The 16,356-nt window shown below is 72.3% G+C and carries 14 protein-coding genes and 2 pseudogenes; 10 read left to right on the forward strand and 6 right to left on the reverse strand.

The features are described from left to right. Window positions 1–74: 74 nt before the first annotated feature. The 4 genes and pseudogenes from IEY55_RS32025 to IEY55_RS12985 form a co-directional block, all read left to right on the forward strand. A pseudogene (locus IEY55_RS32025) lies at window positions 75–485 on the forward strand (bifunctional adenosylcobinamide kinase/adenosylcobinamide-phosphate guanylyltransferase); the annotation flags it as partial. A gap of 216 nt (window positions 486–701) precedes the next feature. Then, the gene (cobT, locus tag IEY55_RS32030) at window positions 702–1,832 is read left to right on the forward strand and encodes a nicotinate-nucleotide--dimethylbenzimidazole phosphoribosyltransferase (protein WP_373290007.1); all 1,131 of its coding nucleotides are present in this window, start codon (window positions 702–704) and stop codon (window positions 1,830–1,832) included. A 1-nt stretch (window position 1,833) separates the two neighbouring features. Further along, window positions 1,834–2,580 (forward strand): adenosylcobinamide-GDP ribazoletransferase, encoded by a 747-nt coding sequence (cobS, locus tag IEY55_RS12980; RefSeq protein ID WP_189057428.1) that lies wholly within the window; start codon window positions 1,834–1,836, stop codon window positions 2,578–2,580. A gap of 272 nt (window positions 2,581–2,852) precedes the next feature. Continuing rightward, window positions 2,853–3,752: pseudogene (locus IEY55_RS12985) on the forward strand (alpha/beta hydrolase); the annotation flags it as partial. A 374-nt stretch (window positions 3,753–4,126) separates the two neighbouring features. On the opposite strand, the gene IEY55_RS12990 reads toward IEY55_RS12985, so the two are convergent. Together IEY55_RS12990 and IEY55_RS12995 are read right to left on the reverse strand one after the other, a co-directional pair. Continuing rightward, on the reverse strand, window positions 4,127–4,537 hold the full coding sequence (locus IEY55_RS12990) for a hypothetical protein (protein ID WP_189057432.1): 411 nt from the start codon (window positions 4,535–4,537) through the stop codon (window positions 4,127–4,129). 467 nt (window positions 4,538–5,004) lie between these two features. Beyond that, window positions 5,005–6,105, reverse strand: a complete 1,101-nt coding sequence (locus tag IEY55_RS12995; RefSeq protein WP_189057434.1) for a branched-chain amino acid aminotransferase — start codon at window positions 6,103–6,105, stop codon at window positions 5,005–5,007. 113 nt (window positions 6,106–6,218) lie between these two features. Between IEY55_RS12995 and IEY55_RS13000 the strand changes: the two genes are divergently transcribed. After that, entirely contained in the window at window positions 6,219–6,368 is a 150-nt protein-coding gene (locus IEY55_RS13000; protein ID WP_189057436.1) for a hypothetical protein, read from the forward strand. A 111-nt stretch (window positions 6,369–6,479) separates the two neighbouring features. On the opposite strand, the gene IEY55_RS13005 is transcribed toward IEY55_RS13000, so the two are convergent. From IEY55_RS13005 to IEY55_RS13015, 3 genes are all read right to left on the reverse strand, one after another. Beyond that, window positions 6,480–6,818, reverse strand: a complete 339-nt coding sequence (locus IEY55_RS13005; protein WP_189057438.1) for an MmcQ/YjbR family DNA-binding protein — start codon at window positions 6,816–6,818, stop codon at window positions 6,480–6,482. Next, on the reverse strand, window positions 6,815–7,465 hold the full coding sequence (locus IEY55_RS13010) for a ribonuclease FAU-1 family protein (RefSeq protein WP_189057439.1): 651 nt from the start codon (window positions 7,463–7,465) through the stop codon (window positions 6,815–6,817). Before IEY55_RS13010 ends, IEY55_RS13005 begins: the two co-directional genes overlap by 4 nt. A 179-nt stretch (window positions 7,466–7,644) precedes the next feature. Continuing rightward, window positions 7,645–8,916: an APC family permease gene (locus tag IEY55_RS13015; protein WP_189057441.1), complete on the reverse strand. Its 1,272-nt coding sequence runs from the start codon at window positions 8,914–8,916 to the stop codon at window positions 7,645–7,647. 145 nt (window positions 8,917–9,061) lie between these two features. Here IEY55_RS13015 and IEY55_RS13020 point away from each other — a divergent pair, with 145 nt between their 5' ends. Further along, window positions 9,062–10,555, forward strand: coding sequence for a leucyl aminopeptidase (locus IEY55_RS13020; RefSeq protein ID WP_189057443.1), 1,494 nt, complete (start codon window positions 9,062–9,064; stop codon window positions 10,553–10,555). A 239-nt stretch (window positions 10,556–10,794) separates the two neighbouring features. Continuing rightward, window positions 10,795–11,121: an antibiotic biosynthesis monooxygenase family protein gene (locus IEY55_RS13025; RefSeq protein ID WP_189057445.1), complete on the forward strand. Its 327-nt coding sequence runs from the start codon at window positions 10,795–10,797 to the stop codon at window positions 11,119–11,121. 169 nt (window positions 11,122–11,290) lie between these two features. On the opposite strand, the gene IEY55_RS13030 is transcribed toward IEY55_RS13025, so the two are convergent. Next, complete coding sequence (locus tag IEY55_RS13030) at window positions 11,291–11,629, reverse strand: oxidoreductase (RefSeq protein ID WP_189057447.1); 339 nt, start codon at window positions 11,627–11,629, stop codon at window positions 11,291–11,293. Between the two features lie 300 nt (window positions 11,630–11,929). Here IEY55_RS13030 and lpdA point away from each other — a divergent pair, with 300 nt between their 5' ends. The 3 genes from lpdA to IEY55_RS13045 all read left to right on the forward strand — a co-directional run bounded on the left by lpdA (window position 11,930) and on the right by IEY55_RS13045 (window position 16,274). Beyond that, a complete protein-coding gene (lpdA, locus tag IEY55_RS13035) occupies window positions 11,930–13,300 on the forward strand; it encodes a dihydrolipoyl dehydrogenase (RefSeq protein WP_189057449.1) in 1,371 nt (456 codons plus the stop codon). 55 nt (window positions 13,301–13,355) lie between these two features. After that, window positions 13,356–15,134: a 2-oxoglutarate dehydrogenase, E2 component, dihydrolipoamide succinyltransferase gene (sucB, locus tag IEY55_RS13040; protein WP_189057450.1), complete on the forward strand. Its 1,779-nt coding sequence runs from the start codon at window positions 13,356–13,358 to the stop codon at window positions 15,132–15,134. A gap of 249 nt (window positions 15,135–15,383) precedes the next feature. Further along, window positions 15,384–16,274 (forward strand): TIGR01777 family oxidoreductase, encoded by an 891-nt coding sequence (locus tag IEY55_RS13045; protein ID WP_189057452.1) that lies wholly within the window; start codon window positions 15,384–15,386, stop codon window positions 16,272–16,274. Window positions 16,275–16,356 lie beyond the last annotated feature (82 nt).

The following is a 16,356-nucleotide window of genomic DNA, read 5'->3' on the forward strand; positions in this document are numbered from 1 at the left end:
GTTCCACAGTGGCGCACCGCACTCTGGTTCTCGGTGGTGCGCGCTCGGGGAAGTCGGCCCACGCCGAGGGCCTGGTGCCGGGCGATGCGCCCGTCACCTACGTCGCCACCGCCCGGGTCGACCCCGCCGACGAGGAGTGGCGCGCCCGGATCGCCGAGCACGCGCGCCGCCGCCCGCCGGCCTGGCGCACCCTCGAGCATCCCGACCTCGCCGAGCTGCTGCGTGCCGCCAGCCCGTCCGACGGCCCCTACCTCGTCGACGACATCGCCACCTGGCTGACCGGCGAGCTGGACGAGGCCGCCGCCTGGGAAGGCGGCTCCGAGACGGTCGCGGCGGTACGCAAGCGGGCCGCGGAGCTGGTCTCCGCCCTCCATGCCTGCCCGGCACGGGTCGTCCTGGTTTCGGCCGAGGTCGGCCTGGGCGTGATCCCCGCCACCCGCTCCGGCAGGCTCTTCCGCGACGAGCTGGGGGCGTTGAACGCCGCCCTCGCCGAAGCATGCGACGAGGTCATCCTCCTCGTCGCCGGGATCCCGCTGCGGCTGCGCGGCGGTGACGCCGGCGGCGGGACCAACCGTGAGACCAGCAGCGCCCGGGACGGCGCCAGCGGTGACACCAGCACGCAGACACGGAGGTACGAGGTGTCCACTTCGGACGCTGCGCCCGACACCCCGGCCTGGCCCACGCAGGAGCACCTGGACGACCTGGTCGCGGACGTCCCCGCGCCGGTGGAGCTGCCGCCGGTCACGCCGCCCGACGACCAGGCCCGCCGCGACGCGCTGGCGCGGCACGAGCGACTGACCAAGCCGGCCGGCTCGCTGGGCCGCCTGGAGGAACTGGGCGTGTGGCTGGCCGGCTGCCAGGCCACGTGCCCGCCACGACCGCCCTCCCGCCCCCGCGTCGTGGTGTTCGCCGGCGATCACGGCATCGCGCGCAAGGGCGTTTCCGCCTATCCCAGCGAGGTCACCGGCCAGATGGTGGCCAACTTCCTGGCCGGCGGCGCCGCGGTGAACGTGCTCGCCCAGGCCGCCGGCGCCACCGTCCGGGTCGTCGACATGGCGGTCGATGCCGACACCCCCGAGTTTGTTCGCGCACACAAGGTACGGCGCGGCTCCGGCTGCATCGACACCGAGAACGCGCTCACCGACGCCGAGGTGCGCGCCGCGGTCACGGCCGGCCGCGCGCTGGCGGACGAGGAGGTCGACGGCGGCGCCGACCTGCTGATCGCCGGTGACATGGGCATCGGCAACACGACCCCCTCGGCCGTCCTGGTCGCCGCGCTCACCGGTGCCGAACCGGTCGCCGTGATCGGCCGCGGCACCGGCATCGACGACGAGGCGTGGATGCGCAAGTGCGTCGCCGTGCGCGACGCGTTGCGCCGGGCGCGGCAGGTCGTCGACGACCCGGTGGTCCTGCTGCGGACGGCTGCCGGCGCCGACATCGCCGCCATGGCCGGCTTCTTGGCGCAGGCCGCGGTGCGCCGCACCCCGGTCGTGCTCGATGGCCTCGTTGTCGGCGCGGCGGCGGTGGTCGCCGAGGAGATGGCGCCGGGCGCCCGCGACTGGTGGGTGGCCGGCCACCGTTCCGCCGAGCCCGCGCACACGCTCGTGCTGGAGCACCTTGACCTCAGGCCGCTGCTGGAGATGGACATGCGGCTCGGCGAGGGCTCGGGCGCGGTGAGCGCACTGCCATTGCTGACCATGGCCGCGCGCGTGATGAACGAGATGGCCACCTTCGACGACGCCGGGGTGTCCGGGCGGACCGGCGAGCAGCCAGGTGCGACCAGCACCGGCCGCACCGAAGGCGCCGGCGAGCTGACCTCCGCCGAGGGCTGAGGTGCACGGGCTGCGGCTCGCGCTGACCTGGCTGTCCGTGCTTCCGGTCCCGGCGGGCCGGGTGGACGCGCGGAGCTGTCGACAGGCCATCGCCCTGGCACCGCTCGTCGGCGCGTTGCTGGGCGGCGCCGGGGCGGCGGCCCTGGCGGGCTTGTCCGCGCTCGGCACGCCTTCCCTGGTGGCGGGCTTCGTCGTGGTCGGGCTCATGATCGTGCTCACCCGCGGCATGCACGTCGACGGTCTGGCCGACATGGCCGACGGGCTGGGCTGCTACGGGCCGCCGGAGCGGGCCTTGGCCGTCATGAAGGACGGTGGCGCAGGCCCGTTCGCCGTGGTTGCGCTGGTGCTGGTGCTGGGCGCGGAAGCGGCCGCGCTCGGCGCGATCGCCGATGCTGGCCGCTGGATGGCGGTCGTGTTGGCCGTGGCGGCCGGCCGGGTGGCCTTCTCCTGGTGCTGCCGGCGCGGCGTGCCGGCAGCCCGGCAGGAGGGAATGGGTGCCCTGGTCGCGGGCTCGCAGCCGTGGGCGGTGCCCGTGCTGTGGTGGCTCGCGCTCACCGGGCTCAGCGCGCTCGCGGTGCCGGACCGGCCGTGGCAGGGCCCGGTGGGCCTGGTCGTGGCGGCCCTCGTGGTCGTGCTGCTCACCCGCCACGCGGTACGCCGCTTCGGCGGCATCACCGGCGACGTCCTGGGCGCCTGCTGCGAAGGGGCGACTGCCGCCGCGCTCGTCATCGCCGCCCTGGGTACCTGACCAGGCCACCGGTCGCATTCGTCCCAGTTCACCGGGCGGCAACGCGCCCTGACCTCGCCGCTCCCGAGGTGCGGAAACTCGCCGCCGTTGATCTCTTCACGTCCCACATCGGCATATCTACTCTCCGGTAACCCATGGCGTCGAGGGTGGGACGGCGGAGGCCGCGGACGCGGTCCGGGCGGGTCGGTTCCCACTCGTTCCGAGCCCAACCGTCATCATGATGTTGCCGAGCGTTACGACGGGCACCAGCCGCGGCCACCGCCGCCCAACCGGAGGTCACCGTGCAGAAGGTCAGGTTCGAGGTGGATGGCGCGACCGTGGTGGGCACCCTGCGCCATCCGGGTACCGACGGTCCGGTCCCGATCGTGGTGATGGCGCACGGGTTCGCCCTGCTCGCCGCCAACGGACTGGAGCCGTTCGCGCAGCGGTTCGCCGAGCTGGGCCTGGCGGTGTTGACGTTCGACTACCGCGGCTTCGGGCCCAGCGGCGGCGAGCTGCGCCAGGACGTCGACCCCTGGCGGCAGCTCGACGACTGGCGCGCGGCGATCCGGTTCGCCCGCGCCGTGCCCGGCGTGGATCCGGCCAAGGTCGTGTTGTGGGGGACGTCCTTCTCCGGCGGGCACGTCCTGGAGCTGGGCTCGGAGGACCCGAACCTGGCCGCCGTGGTATCCCAGGTGCCGCATGTCAGTGGCCGGGCGACGGTGTTGGCGATTCCGGTGGTCACGGCCGCGAAGCTGACTGTGCTCGGTGTCGTGGACTGTCTCGGGGGTGCGCTGGGTCGCGAGCCCGTCTACACGAAGTCCATCGGCCGCCCCGGGGAGACCGCGGGCATGAACCAGCCGGGCTCCTACGAGGGCTACACGGCGCTGATCGAGCCGGACAGCGGATGGCGCAACCAGATGACGGCGCGCATCGCGTTGAAGTTGCCGTTCTTCAGCCCGAACCTGCATGCCGCGCGGAGCACGGTGCCGACGTTCATCGGCGTCGCCGTGGATGACCGGGTCACCCCCGCCAAGCCGGCCCGGAAGCTGGCCAAGCGGATGGGTGCGGAGCTGCACGAGTACCCCGGCGGCCACTTTGACGTCTACCGCGGGGAAGGCTTCGACCGGATCGTCGCGGACGAGGTGGCGTTCCTGCGCGCGAAGCTCGGCCTGCCGGCAACGCGGTCATAGGCGGTACAACGGTACTGGGCACGCGGCTGCAGGCCCAGCCATTGGCGGTGGGTCCGTCCCCATCGTCCATCCCGTCGCCACGCCCGGCACCGCGATGCGGCCGAGAGTGCCGCGACGTGCCTGCTCGTTCCGGTCGGCGCCCTGTTTACACGTCAACCTTGTTGCGCCGGAAACACGCCGGGCGCCCACCGGGTTCTCGGCGTCGAACCGATGCCGGTGCACAACCACGACCGCTCACCAATCTGCACCCTGGGCTGACCTGGTCGACACACACCGAACCAACAATCGAACGGAACACTGAACAACGATTTCACTCAATCCGGAAGAAAAGGGTGCGGGCGGGTGTCGCCCACCCGCCCGCACGGTCACACCTGTCAGGCGTCCTCGAGCCAGGCGTTGAAGGTCGTTCCGTAGGCGTCCCAGGTCTTCGTGTAACCGTTCTTGCAGAAGGTCACGTACCCGCTGTAGAAGTCCATGCCAGCGGCAGCCTTCGCGTGCACCCGAACCTGGGTCCCCTCGGCGATCTCCGCGCGCCCCATGTCGATGGTGCGGGACTGCGCGACCGGGAAGCTCCCGGTCCAGGACGTCTCGACACCACCCTTCGTCTGCATCTGGAACCACATGACGTAGGCGCCCTTGTTGTTCACCGTGAAATTCTGGTAACACTGCCCGGCCGCAGTGGCGGCCGGCTGGTCGGCGTGCGGCTGTTCCTGGGCCATCGCCTGCGGTGCGGCCAGCATTGCCAGGCCGGCGAGCGCGGCGACGACGAGACTCCGAGCCTTCATGAACACATTCCTCCTGGGGCAAATTTCCCGGGCGAGGCGGTACCGCTGCCATCATCCAAACCAGCGGGAGAACAACAAACAACGCCCAACAAAAATATTCACCTCTCCGCCGGAGGAACCCACCCCGTCAGACCAGAAGAAATTCTTCGTCACACCCGAAAGCACGCTCCGGCAACGTTTTCCCGCACGTGCCGTAACCAAGGTCTACCGGATGCGCCGAGTGCACCTGGGTCGACCCAACGGTATTGACACCGCCACCGCACCCGAAAATCGGTCAACCAAAGCCCGCTCATTCCACCCGGGAGGAGCAGGCCAGAAATTGCTGCGCGGAACAAATGTGGAAACGTCGACGCGAGGGTCCGGGCACGGTGGGTGGCGCTGGCGGACCCGGCGGACACACGTCGCGCCGGCACCCTTGCGGGGCGTGGCCCGAACCGGTGCCGGCGCGAGACGTCGCGGGTGCCCGCTCAGGCGAGGCGGGTCATCCAGCCGTGCGGGTCGGCCACCAAGCCCCGCTGGATGTCGGTGAGATGGCGACGCAGCCGCATCGAGACCTCACCGGCCGCACCGTTGTTGATCAGGAACTCGCCATGCGCGTGCTTGACCCGGCCCACCGGGGTGATCACGGCCGCCGTGCCGCAGGCGAAGACCTCAGTGATATCACCGGAGGCCACACCCTTCTCCCACTCGTCGGTGGAGATCCGCCGCTCCTCCACCCCCAGGCCCAGGTCCCGCCCCAGCTGGAGCAACGAGCTGCGGATGACGCCCGGCAGCAGGCTGCCGGTCAGCTCCGGGGTGACCAGCCGCGCCTGGGCGCCCGAGCCGAAGACGAAGAACAGGTTCATCCCGCCCATCTCCTCGACCCACTGCCGCTCGCAGGCGTCCAGCCACACCACCTGGTCGCAGCCCTGCTCGGCGGCCTCGGCCTGCGCCCGCAGGGAAGCGGCGTAGTTCCCGGCGAACTTGGCGGCGCCGGTGCCGCCGGGGCACGCCCGCACGTACTCGGTGGACAGCCACACGCTCACCGGCTTGACGCCGCCCGGGAAGTAGGAACCCGCCGGCGAGGCGATCAGCAGGTAGCGGTACTCCTTGGCCGGCCGCACCCCCAGGCCCCGCTCGGTGGCGATCATGAACGGCCGCAGGTACAGCGACTCCTCCTCCTCGCTGGGGACCCACTCGCGGTCCACCGCCACCAGCTCGCGCAGCGAGTCGAGGAACACCCCGTCGGGCAGCTCGGGCATGGCCAGCCGGCGCGCCGAGGAGCGGAGCCGGGCCGCGTTGGCCTCGGGACGGAACGAGGCGATCGAGCCGTCGGGCTGGCGGTACGCCTTGAGGCCCTCGAAGATGGCCTGCCCGTAGTGCAGCACCATGGCCGCCGGGTCCAGCTCGAACGGCCGGTACGGCTCGACCCGGGCGTCGTGCCAGCCCTGGTCCGGGTTGTGGTCGATCGCCACCATGTGGTCGGTGAAGTGCTGCCCGAAACCCGGGTTGGCCAGGACCTCGGCCCGCCGCCGCGGCGGGACCGGGTTCGGGTGCGGGGTCCGGGAGAACGGCAACGCTGACGTCATGCGAGCACCGTAACCCACGGTCTTGACCCCGAAAGTCTTGTTCCCACTTGTCGGGCTTCCAACCATTCTGCGATCACCTCCACGCGAGGGGTCCACGGGCTCACGATCACACCGTGGCCGCCCACCGGGAGCCGGACGAGGCGCCCCGCCCCACCAGTGTCCCCGACGAACTACGGACGGCGGGCCTGGCCGGGCTCCTGCCGCTGGGCCGGGGGCTGGCCGTGCTCGTGGCCCTCCTCGCCCCGCTCGACGCCATCCTGTGACGCCATCCTGTTCTGAGTCGCACGGCGGTCCACCGCCGTGCGACTCCGCTGGCCCCGACCCGGATCACCGCTCCGGGGCGGGTAGATCGCGCCCCACGCTCCAGAATGCGGTCACGTGCCGGCGTCGAACTCGGTGACGACGCGTTTCGGTGCGGTGCGTCGCCACGCCTCGGTCAGCAGGTCGCACACCTCACCGTGGTCCGCGGTCCGTACCACGACGGACACCCAGCCGTAGCGGCCCACGTAGGCGGCAACCGAGTAGATGTCTGGGCGGGCGCTGGTCAAGGCCGCCTGCACGTCGGGGGTCGCCTTGATGCTCGCGGCGAGGCCGTCCGCCGACAGCATCGCGAAGATCTTGCGGCGCACCCGGAACGTCGACAGGCCCCAGGTCTCGACCTCCTCCACCGCCGGCAACGACAACGCGTGCCACCGCAGGTCCGCGGCCCTCATCCCGCCGCCCCGACCGCGTCCGGCAGCCGGGGTCGGTCCCACCCCGGCTCGGGCCGGAAGTCGCACCACGTGCCGTCGAACGGGAACCGCCCCGCCTCGGCCAACGCGATCATCCGCTCCCCCTCCGCCCGCAGCTGGGCCATCTCCGCCGCGGTGAACAGCCCGGCGTCGACCGCCGCCCCGGCCTCGTCCTCGTCCTTCCACTCCCAGCCACGGTCCGGTGAGACCCGGAGGTCGAGCACGCCGTCCCGGCGGTCGACGGTATGCGCCGTGCGTCCCACCGGCACCTCGAGGTTCACGTACCAGTGGTGGAAGGTGCCGTCCGGCTCGAAGAACCACCACACGCTCGACCACGAGTCCTCGTCGATCAGTCGCACGTTCGAGGTGCGGTGCCACCGGCTGCGGAAACGCTCGCGCGGCAACGTGAAACGCTCGGTCAGCGAGGCATCCCGCTGGTCGCGGCCATCGACGAGTCTCGTCCCCACGATCTCGGTGTCGACGGGCAACCAGGCGAGCAGGACCGACCCGTCATCGCGAAGTGTGCGCATCGGATGGTGTTGGCCCAGGCTGCCGTCACGTCGCACGAACCGCAGCACGGCGGTCTCACCCGGCTGCCACACCCGGCCGCCGTCAGCCAACACACCCATCACCCGATCTCCATTCCGCAAACGGCCCGACATTCTCGCCGGGCGTGAGCCTGTCGCGACTGCGGCGGCACGTCTCGCGGCGCCGCGAAATCCGGCTGCCTACGCGAGAACGCATCGTGTCAGGACGGAGACACGACCAGATCACCAAGGCCGCGAACCAGAAGCCGGGACTTCGCCCGCTACCAACGCCGCGCGATCACCGCACCGGCGCCGGCGCCGATCGCGGCGATCCCCAAGGTGGCGATCAGCAGGGGCACCGGTGCGCACATCCCGAGGATCACCGAGACAACCATCCCCACGCAGGCGGCCCGCATCGGCCAGACCGGCCCGTCCTGCAGGATCAGACGCGCCGCGGCGCTGGCGAAGGCGTAGTAGAAGAGCAGGCAGCTCGCGGCCAGCTGCAGGGCGAGCACGGGCCCGAGCGTCACGGTCAACGCGGCCGCGAGCCCGCCGCTGACCACGTCCAGCCGCCACGGGCCACGCCGGCCGACCGCGACCGTGGCCCGCACCGGCACGTCCCGGCCGCGAATCGCCGCCACCGCGGTGTTGCGGATCGCGGCCAGTGCGACGATCAGCAGCGGCAGCATCGCGGCCGCCGCCCCGACCGCCACCAGCGGTCGCAACGTCGCGGCATCGGCAGCCACCAGCAGGTCGCCCAACGGTGCCCGGGACAGTGCCAGCCGGGCAGCCCCCAGCTGGTACAGCAGGGCGGCACCGACGATGAGCTGTGTCACCACGGCGGCCACCATGACGATGGGCAACGCGATCCTAAGCGTGCGTTGCGGGTAACGCTCGGCCGGCGAGGGCGGCGAGGTCAGCCGCTCGAAACCGGCGAAGTGGAAGAACGAGACCGCGGCGGCGGCCAACAGGCCCCGCGGGTTGTCCGCACCCGGCATGCCCGGCTGCGCCACCGGCGGCGGACCTTCCGGGGGCAGGGCGAAGGCCGCGACCACCACAACCGCCAGCACCGCGAGGACGACGGGGACCAGCCGCCACCCCCAGGCCCGCAGCCGCAGCTTCGCGACGTTGAACGCGACGCCGAGAACGATCGCCGCCACGGCGACCACCTCGGGCCGGTTCGGCGCCGTGTAGGCGCCCAGCGTGCCGGCGATCGCGGCGGCCGCCGCGGACCGCCCGGCCAGGGCCAGTGCCCCGGCGATGCGCGCGGGCACCGGACCGAGCTGGTCGCGGATGTAGGTGTAGCTGCCGCCAGGCTCGCCGTGTGCGGCGGAGGCGCCCGCGCTGGCCAGGACGAAGCAGGTGGTGGCGAGCGCGGTGAGCACCAGGGCGAGGAGGAACCACCGACCCGCGAGCGCTGCGGCGGGCGCCGGTCCGAGGAAGACCCCCGCACCCACCATCCCACCGAGTCCGAGCAGGACGGTCGTGGGAATGGACCGGGTCAGGGGGCCGGTGCTGGACGCGCTCGGCTGCTGCTGCAGCTCTTGCGTCACGCGCCCCACCGTGCCAGATCCGAGTGGACTTCGGAAACCACCTGACGGCTGATCCTGCCACGACCCGGATTAGCATCAGCCGAGTTCCTCACGGTCCGTAGCACATCCCGGCCCGTGCGTCCCGGAGTCCACAAAGGAGCCACCCGTGACCTTGCCGAAGCTCGCGCTCACCGACAGTGATCCCGCCGGACTGCCCGTCGACGCGGTCGTCGTCGGCACGGTGCAGGGTCCCGACGGGTTGGAGCTCGCGCCGGGTGCGGAGCCGGTCGACGCCGCGTTCGGCGGTGGGCTGCTGGAGCTGTTGAAGCTGCTCGGCGCCACCGGCAAGGCCGACGAGGTCGTCAAGGTGCCCACCCGGGGCGCGGTCACCGCAGACGTGCTGATCGCGACGGGCCTGGGCCGCCCGGTGGACGAGGAGGTGACCGCCGAGCAGGTGCGGCGGGCCGCCGGGGCCGCCGCCCGCGCGTTGCGCGGCACCGCCAAGGCCGTCAGCACGCTGTCCGCCGTCGACCTCGCCGCAACCGCCCAGGGCACACTGCTCGGCGCCTATGTGTTCACCACCTACAAGTCCGACAAGGGCGACAACCCGGTCGGCCGCGTCGAGCTGGTGGCGCCCACCGACGGCACCGCGCGGGAGCACAAGGCCACGGTGAAGGCGGCGACCGCGATCGCCGAGGCGGTGTGCACGGCCCGCGACTTCGTCAACACCCCGCCGAACGAGCTGCACCCGGCCGCCTTTGCCGAGCGCGCCGCCGAGCTGGGCCGCGAGGCCGGCCTGGAGGTCGAGGTGCTGGACGAGAAGGCACTGCGCAAGGGCGGCTACGGCGGCATCCTCGGTGTCGGCGGCGGATCCGCCCGCCCGCCACGGCTGGTGCGGTTGCGGTACAAGGGCCCGCGCGCCAAGAAGAAGGTCGCGCTGGTGGGCAAGGGCATCACCTTCGACACCGGCGGCATCTCCATCAAGCCCGCGGCCAAGATGGAGGAGATGACCTCCGACATGGCCGGGGCCGCCGGGGTCATCGCCGGCGTGTTGCTGGCCGCCAAGCTCAAGTACCCGCTGGAGGTCGTGGCCTGGGCCCCGATGGCGGAGAACATGCCCTCCGGCACCGCATACCGGCCCGGCGACGTGCTCACCACCTACAGCGGCAAGACCGTCGAGGTGCTCAACACCGACGCCGAGGGCCGGCTGATCCTGTGCGACGCGATCAGCCGCGCCTGTGCGGAGGAGCCCGACTACCTGATCGAGACCTCGACGCTGACCGGCGCCGCGGTCGTGGCGCTGGGCACGCGCACGGCCGGTGTGATGGGCTCGGCGGAGTTCCGGGACCGCGTTGCCGAGCTCGCGCGGGCCAACGGCGAGTCGGCGTGGCCGATGCCGCTGCCCGAGGAGCTGCGTGCCGACCTCGACTCGCGGCTGGCGGACCTGGCCAATATCACCGGTCACCGTTGGGGCGGCATGCTCGCCGCCGGCCTGTTCCTGCGCGAGTTCGTGGCCGAGGGCGTGTCCTGGGCGCACATCGACATCGCCGGTCCCGCCTACAACTCCGGTGGCCCGCACGGCTACACGGCCAAGGGCGGCACGGGTGTGCCGGTGCGCACGATCGCCGCGGTCCTGGCGGACATCGCGGCCAACGGCTGACCCAAGACCTTTGTCGACCGGCTGTCCCCGGCCTCAGACCGGGGACAGTCAGTCCCGCCGTCGGCAACGCAGCGATCGGTCCATGTCCCGCCGCCGGAACCGGCGACCACACACGGCACGGACGCGTGCGACAGACGGGGAGACGAGGGAGATACAGGGTGTGCCCCGATCATGGGCACGTCCTTATCGTCTTTGCGGTCAACAGGCCGGGGTAGTCGAGGCGGGGGTGGAACGTGGTGATGTCGGGACTCGCGGGGCTGCCGAACCCGCCCTACTACGCGGTGATCTTCAGCTCCCGCCGGACCGAGGTCGGGGACGGCTACGGCGTGACCGCCACGCAGATGGTCGAGCTGGCCGCCCGGCAGCCGGGTTTCCTGGGGGTGGAGAGCGCCCGGGACGTCAACCTGGGCATCACGGTCTCGTACTGGCGGGACGAGGAGTCCATCCGGAACTGGCGGCGCAACGTCGAGCACATCGCGGCCCAGGAGCGGGGCCGGGCCGACTGGTACGAGGCGTACGAGGTGCGGGTCGCCAAGGTGGAACGCGCCTACGGCTTCCAGCGCTGACCCGAATCTGTCAGTGGGACAACGCATTCGGCCGTTCTGGTGAGCGGGCTTCGCCAATGGCGGGGCCCGCTCCGTCGATTTCCGGGTCCGCCGCGTCGCGGCCGCGAGATCAGCAGCGCCCCGCCTGTTCTTTCCCCGTCGACCCGAAGGGCCCCGAACCTGCTGACCACTACGAGCTGGCGTCCTTTTTCCGAAGTGCCCGCTGTCGCGCCGTGTAGTCGCGCATCCGCTGGGGGTAGCCGGTTTTCTGTACGTCGTAGAGCGGGATGCCCATCTTCCGCGCCCACCGGTGCGCCGCATCCGGGCCCGCGACCCGCCGCCGGGTCCACTCGCCGTCGTGTGCGATCAACACCACCGTGGTCTCGGTCACCGTGGTACGGGGTTCCAGGTACGCCTCGACGCCGCGCCGGCTGCTGGCCCAACCCTCCAGATATGTGGTGTCGGCGTCGGTCGCGGTGCGCAGCACCCCCTGCTTTCCACGCCGGCGGAACCGGTCGAACAGACCCACCGAGCCACCTCCCACCTGCCGTTTCGTTCCCGATCATGCCGGTTCACCCAGTTTAGTGAGCACGGGCTTCCGTCAGGCGACATCGGTGCCGTCCCTCCTGCGGTCCACCGGTCGGTTCCGGTAAGCAGGCGCCGGGTGCGGCAGGCGCCCGGAAAGGAGGGCGGAGATCAGCACGACATGCGGCAACCCGCGTCGCAGACACTGCCGAACAGGTGACAAGATGGCGGATGGCCGCGCGCCTACAGGCGCGCGTGGCATGCCTGACCTTCAGAAGTCAACGTTGCCTGTCGAGGAGATCCCGTGACCGACACCTCCGCCGACCTCGTGATCCTCGGCGGCGGATCGGGCGGCTACGCCTGCGCCCTCCGCGCGGCACAGCTCGGCCTGTCCGTCGTCCTGGTGGAGAAGGACAAGCTCGGCGGCACCTGCCTGCACCGCGGGTGCATCCCGACCAAGGCGCTGCTGCACGCGGCGGAGGTCGCCGACCTGGCTCGCGAGGGCGACCAGTTGGGCATCAAGACCTCGCTGGAGGGCATCGACATCGCCGGTGTCAACTCCTACAAGGACGGTGTGGTCGGCCGGCTGTACAAGGGCCTGCAGGGGCTGGTGAAGTCGCGCGGCATCACCTACGTCGAGGGCACCGGCCGCTTCGTCGCCCCGAACGCGGTCGAGGTCAACGGCCAGCGCTACACCGGCCGCAACGTCGTGCTCGCCACCGGCTCGTACGCGCGCAGCCTGCCCGGGCTGGAGATCGGCGGCCGGGTCATCACCAGCGACCAGGCACTGGCCCTGGACTCGGTGCCGGAGCGGGTGGTCGTCCTCGGCGGCGGTGTCATCGGCGTGGAGTTCGCCAGCGTGTGGCGGTCCTTCGGCGCCGACGTCACCATCGTCGAGGCCCTCCCCCGCCTGGTCCCGGCCGAGGACGAGTTCTGTTCCAAGCAGCTGGAGCGGGCCTTCCGCCGGCGCGGAATCACGTTCAGGACCGGCGTGAAGTTCACCGGCGCCACCCAGACCGGCACCGGCGTGTCGGTCAGCCTGGAGTCCGGCGAGCAGCTGGAGGCCGACGTGCTGCTGGTCGCGGTGGGCCGCGGGCCGAACAGCGCCGGCCACGGCTACGAGGAGGCCGGCATCGCCATGGACCGCGGCTTCGTCCTCGCCGACGAGCGGCTGCGCACCAACCTGCCGAACGTGTACGCGGTCGGTGACCTGGTGCCGGGCCTGCAGCTGGCGCACCGCGGCTTCCAGCAGGGCATCTTCATCGCCGAGGAGGTCGCCGGGGCGAACCCGCGGCCGATCGAGGAGACCGGCATCCCGCGAGTCACCTACTGCGAGCCCGAGGTCGCCTCGGTGGGCCTGACCGAGGCGCAGGCCAAGGAACGGTACGGCGCCGTGGAGACCGTCACCTACGACCTGGCCGGCAACGGCAAGAGCCAGATCCTGAAGACGGCAGGCGCGATCAAGCTGGTGAAGGCCGCCGACGGCCCGGTGGTCGGGGTGCACATGGTCGGCTCGCGGGTCGGCGAACTCATCGGCGAGGCCCAGCTCATCTACAACTGGGAGGCCCACGCCGACGACGTCGCACCGCTGGTGCACGCGCACCCCACCCAGAACGAAGCCCTCGGCGAGGCCCACCTGGCCCTGGCCGGCAAGCCGCTGCACGCGCACGGCTGACGGGCGGGTCGAGGCAACAGCCAAGCCAGCACGAGCACTGAGGAGTCAGCGAACGATGGCCTTCTCCGTCCAGATGCCGGCGCTCGGCGAGAGCGTCACGGAGGGCACGGTCACCCGGTGGTTGAAGCAGGTCGGCGACACCGTCGAGGTCGACGAGCCCCTGCTCGAGGTCTCCACCGACAAGGTCGACACCGAGATCCCCTCCCCGGCCGCCGGTGTCCTGCAGAAGATCGTGGTGGGTGAGGACGAGACCGTCGAGGTCGGCGCCGAGCTCGCGGTGATCGGTGAGGAGGGTGAGGCCCCGGCCGAGCAGCCGGCCGCCCCGGCCCCCGCGCCGGCCGCGGAGCAGCCCGCCCCGGCGGCCCCGGCCGCACCCGCCGAACAGCCGGCAGCGCCGGCAGCGCCGCAGCAGCCCACCGGTGGCGCCGCCCAGGGCACCCCGGTGACCATGCCGGCGCTCGGCGAGAGCGTCACGGAGGGCACGGTCACCCGGTGGTTGAAGCAGGTCGGCGACACCGTCGAGGTCGACGAGCCCCTGCTCGAGGTCTCCACCGACAAGGTCGACACCGAGATCCCCTCCCCGGTCGCCGGCACGCTGCTGGAGATCAGGGCCGGCGAGGACCAGACCGTCGAGGTCGGCGCCGAGCTCGCCGTGGTGGGTGCGCCGGGCGCCGCGCCGGCGCCCGCACCGGCCGAGCCTGCGGCCCCGCCGCAGGCGGAGGCGCCCGCACCGCCCGCACCGCCGGCACCGCCCGCCGAGCAGCCGCCGGCGGCCCAGCCGCAGCAGGCATGGCAGCCGCCGGCCGCTCCGCCGGCGCCCGCGCAGCCGGCAGCACCGGCCCAGCCGCCGGCCGAGGCCCCGGCTCCGCAGGGCAACGGCGAGGCGGGCGCCCCGTACGTGACGCCGCTGGTGCGCAAGCTCGCCGCGGAGCACGGCGTGGACCTGGCGACGATCAAGGGCACCGGGGTTGGTGGCCGGATCCGCAAGCAGGACGTGCTGGCGGCGGTCGAGGCCGCCAAGCAGGCCGCGGCGCCGCAGCCGCCGGCCGCCGCCCCGACCGCGCCCGCGGCGCGCGCCGCGGCGGCCGAGCCGACCGCGGAGGCCAAGGCACTGCGCGGCAAGACCGAGCGGCTGTCCCGGCTGCGGCAGATCGTCGCGCAGCGCACCCGCGAGTCACTACAGGTGTCGGCGCAGCTCACGCAGGTCTTCGAGGTGGACGTCACCAAGATCGCGCGGCTGCGGGACCGGGCCAAGAAGGCGTTCCTGGAGCGGGAGGGCGTCAAGCTCACCTTCCTGCCGTTCTTCGCCAAGGCCGCGGTCGAGGCGCTCAAGCAGCACCCGAAGCTGAACGCCTCGATCAACGAGGAGACCAACGAGGTCGTCTACCACGGTGCCGAGCACCTGGGCATCGCGATCGACACCGAGCGCGGGCTGCTCAACGCGGTGATCCACAACGCCGGTGACCTGAACCTGGTCGGCCTGGCGCACAAGATCTCCGACCTGGCCGAGCGGACCCGGGCCAACAAGGTCACCCCGGACGAGCTGGCCGGCGGCACGTTCTCGCTGACCAACCTGGGCAGCAACGGGGCGTTGTTCGACACCCCGATCATCGTGCAGCCGCAGGTCGGCATCCTGGGCGTCGGCGTGGTGACCAAGCGGCCGGTCGTGGTGACCGACGAGGCCGGTGGCGACACCATCGCGATCCGCTCGATGGCGTACCTGGCGCTGACCTACGACCACCGTCTGGTGGACGGTGCGGACGCTGGCCGGTTCCTGACAGCCATCAAGAAGCGCCTGGAGGAGGGTGCGTTCGAGGCCGACCTCGGCCTGTAGACCACCCACCGAAGAGCAGCTGAAAGAGCAGTGGAAGGCCCCCGCCGCGCGGGGGCCTTCCACTTTCTCGGGCTCTCCCGCCGGCGCGCGTCACGTGCCGGTTCCGGCCATCGGTGTTCTCCCCAGGTGGTATCGGGGTTCCTCGCTGCCTCCCGGCGCCCTGCGGGCATCACCCAGGCGAGTCCAAGGGGCGCCGGTCACAGCCTGCCGGGGTCGCGTTCGTCCCCTTCCTCCGCCACGATCAGGCCCATGCGCGTGGTGATCGCCGGCTCCTCCGGCCTGATCGGTACCGCCCTCGTCCCCGCGCTGCGGGCGGCGGGGCACGAGGTGGTGCGCCTGGTGCGCCGACGGCCCGCCGCCCCGGACGAGCGTGGCTGGGACCCGCCGGCCGGTGAGCTGCAGCCGGGTGCCCTGGACGGGGCGGACGCGGTGGTGAACCTGGCCGGTGCCGGGATCGCGGACCGCAGATGGTCGGCCGCCCGCAAGCAGCTGCTGTTGGACAGCCGGGTGGTGCCCACCGAGGTGCTGGCCGGGGCCGTGGCGGAGCAGGGCGTGCCGGTGCTGGTGAACGCCTCGGCGGTCGGCTACTACGGCGACAGCGGCGACGACGTGGTGACCGAGGAGGCCCCGCCCGGCAGCGGGTTCCTGGCCGAGTTGTGCCAGCGCTGGGAGGAGGCGACGGCACCGGCCGCCGAGGCCGGGGTGCGGGTGGCGCGCATCCGCACCGGGATCGTGCTCTCCCCCGCCGGCGGCATCATGGGCCGGCTCCGCCCGCTGTTCGCGGTGTTGCTCGGCGGGCGGCTGGGCAACGGCCGGCAGTACATGTCGTGGATCTCGCTGGACGACGAGGTCTCGGCGATCCGGTTCATCCTGGAACACGACGCGGTGTCCGGGCCGGTCAACCTCGCCGCCCCGGCACCGGTCACCAACCAGGAGTTCACCCACGCGCTGGCCGATGCCATGGGGCGGCCGGCCCCGTGGGTGGCACCGGCGTTCGCGCTGCGCGCCCTGCTGGGCGAGGCCGCCGACGAGATCCTGGCCGGTCAGCGGGCGGTCCCCGCCGTGCTGGAGCGGCACGGCTTCTCCTTCCTGCACCCGTCGGTCGGCGCGGCGCTGCGGGCCTGCCTGACCCGGGACTGAACACCGCGAGCCCCGTCGGCCCGACCGTCTTTGCCCGGGTAGCCGCGATATGGGCAATGTTGGACCGGGTTGGGTCCCCGGA

Source organism: Longimycelium tulufanense (assembly GCF_014645795.1).
GTDB classification, from domain to species: domain Bacteria; phylum Actinomycetota; class Actinomycetes; order Mycobacteriales; family Pseudonocardiaceae; genus Longimycelium; species Longimycelium tulufanense.

Coding starts and splice junctions, on each gene's coding strand:
- IEY55_RS12990 (WP_189057432.1), bottom strand. CDS start 4,537: ATGAAGGCTCGGAGTCTCGTCGTCGCCGCGCTCGCCGGCCTGGCAATG.
- IEY55_RS12995 (WP_189057434.1), bottom strand. CDS start 6,105: ATGACGTCAGCGTTGCCGTTCTCCCGGACCCCGCACCCGAACCCGGTC.
- IEY55_RS13005 (WP_189057438.1), bottom strand. CDS start 6,818: ATGAGGGCCGCGGACCTGCGGTGGCACGCGTTGTCGTTGCCGGCGGTG.
- IEY55_RS13010 (WP_189057439.1), bottom strand. CDS start 7,465: ATGGGTGTGTTGGCTGACGGCGGCCGGGTGTGGCAGCCGGGTGAGACC.
- IEY55_RS13025 (WP_189057445.1), top strand. CDS start 10,795: ATGTCGGGACTCGCGGGGCTGCCGAACCCGCCCTACTACGCGGTGATC.
- sucB (WP_189057450.1), top strand. CDS start 13,356: ATGGCCTTCTCCGTCCAGATGCCGGCGCTCGGCGAGAGCGTCACGGAG.
- IEY55_RS13045 (WP_189057452.1), top strand. CDS start 15,384: ATGCGCGTGGTGATCGCCGGCTCCTCCGGCCTGATCGGTACCGCCCTC.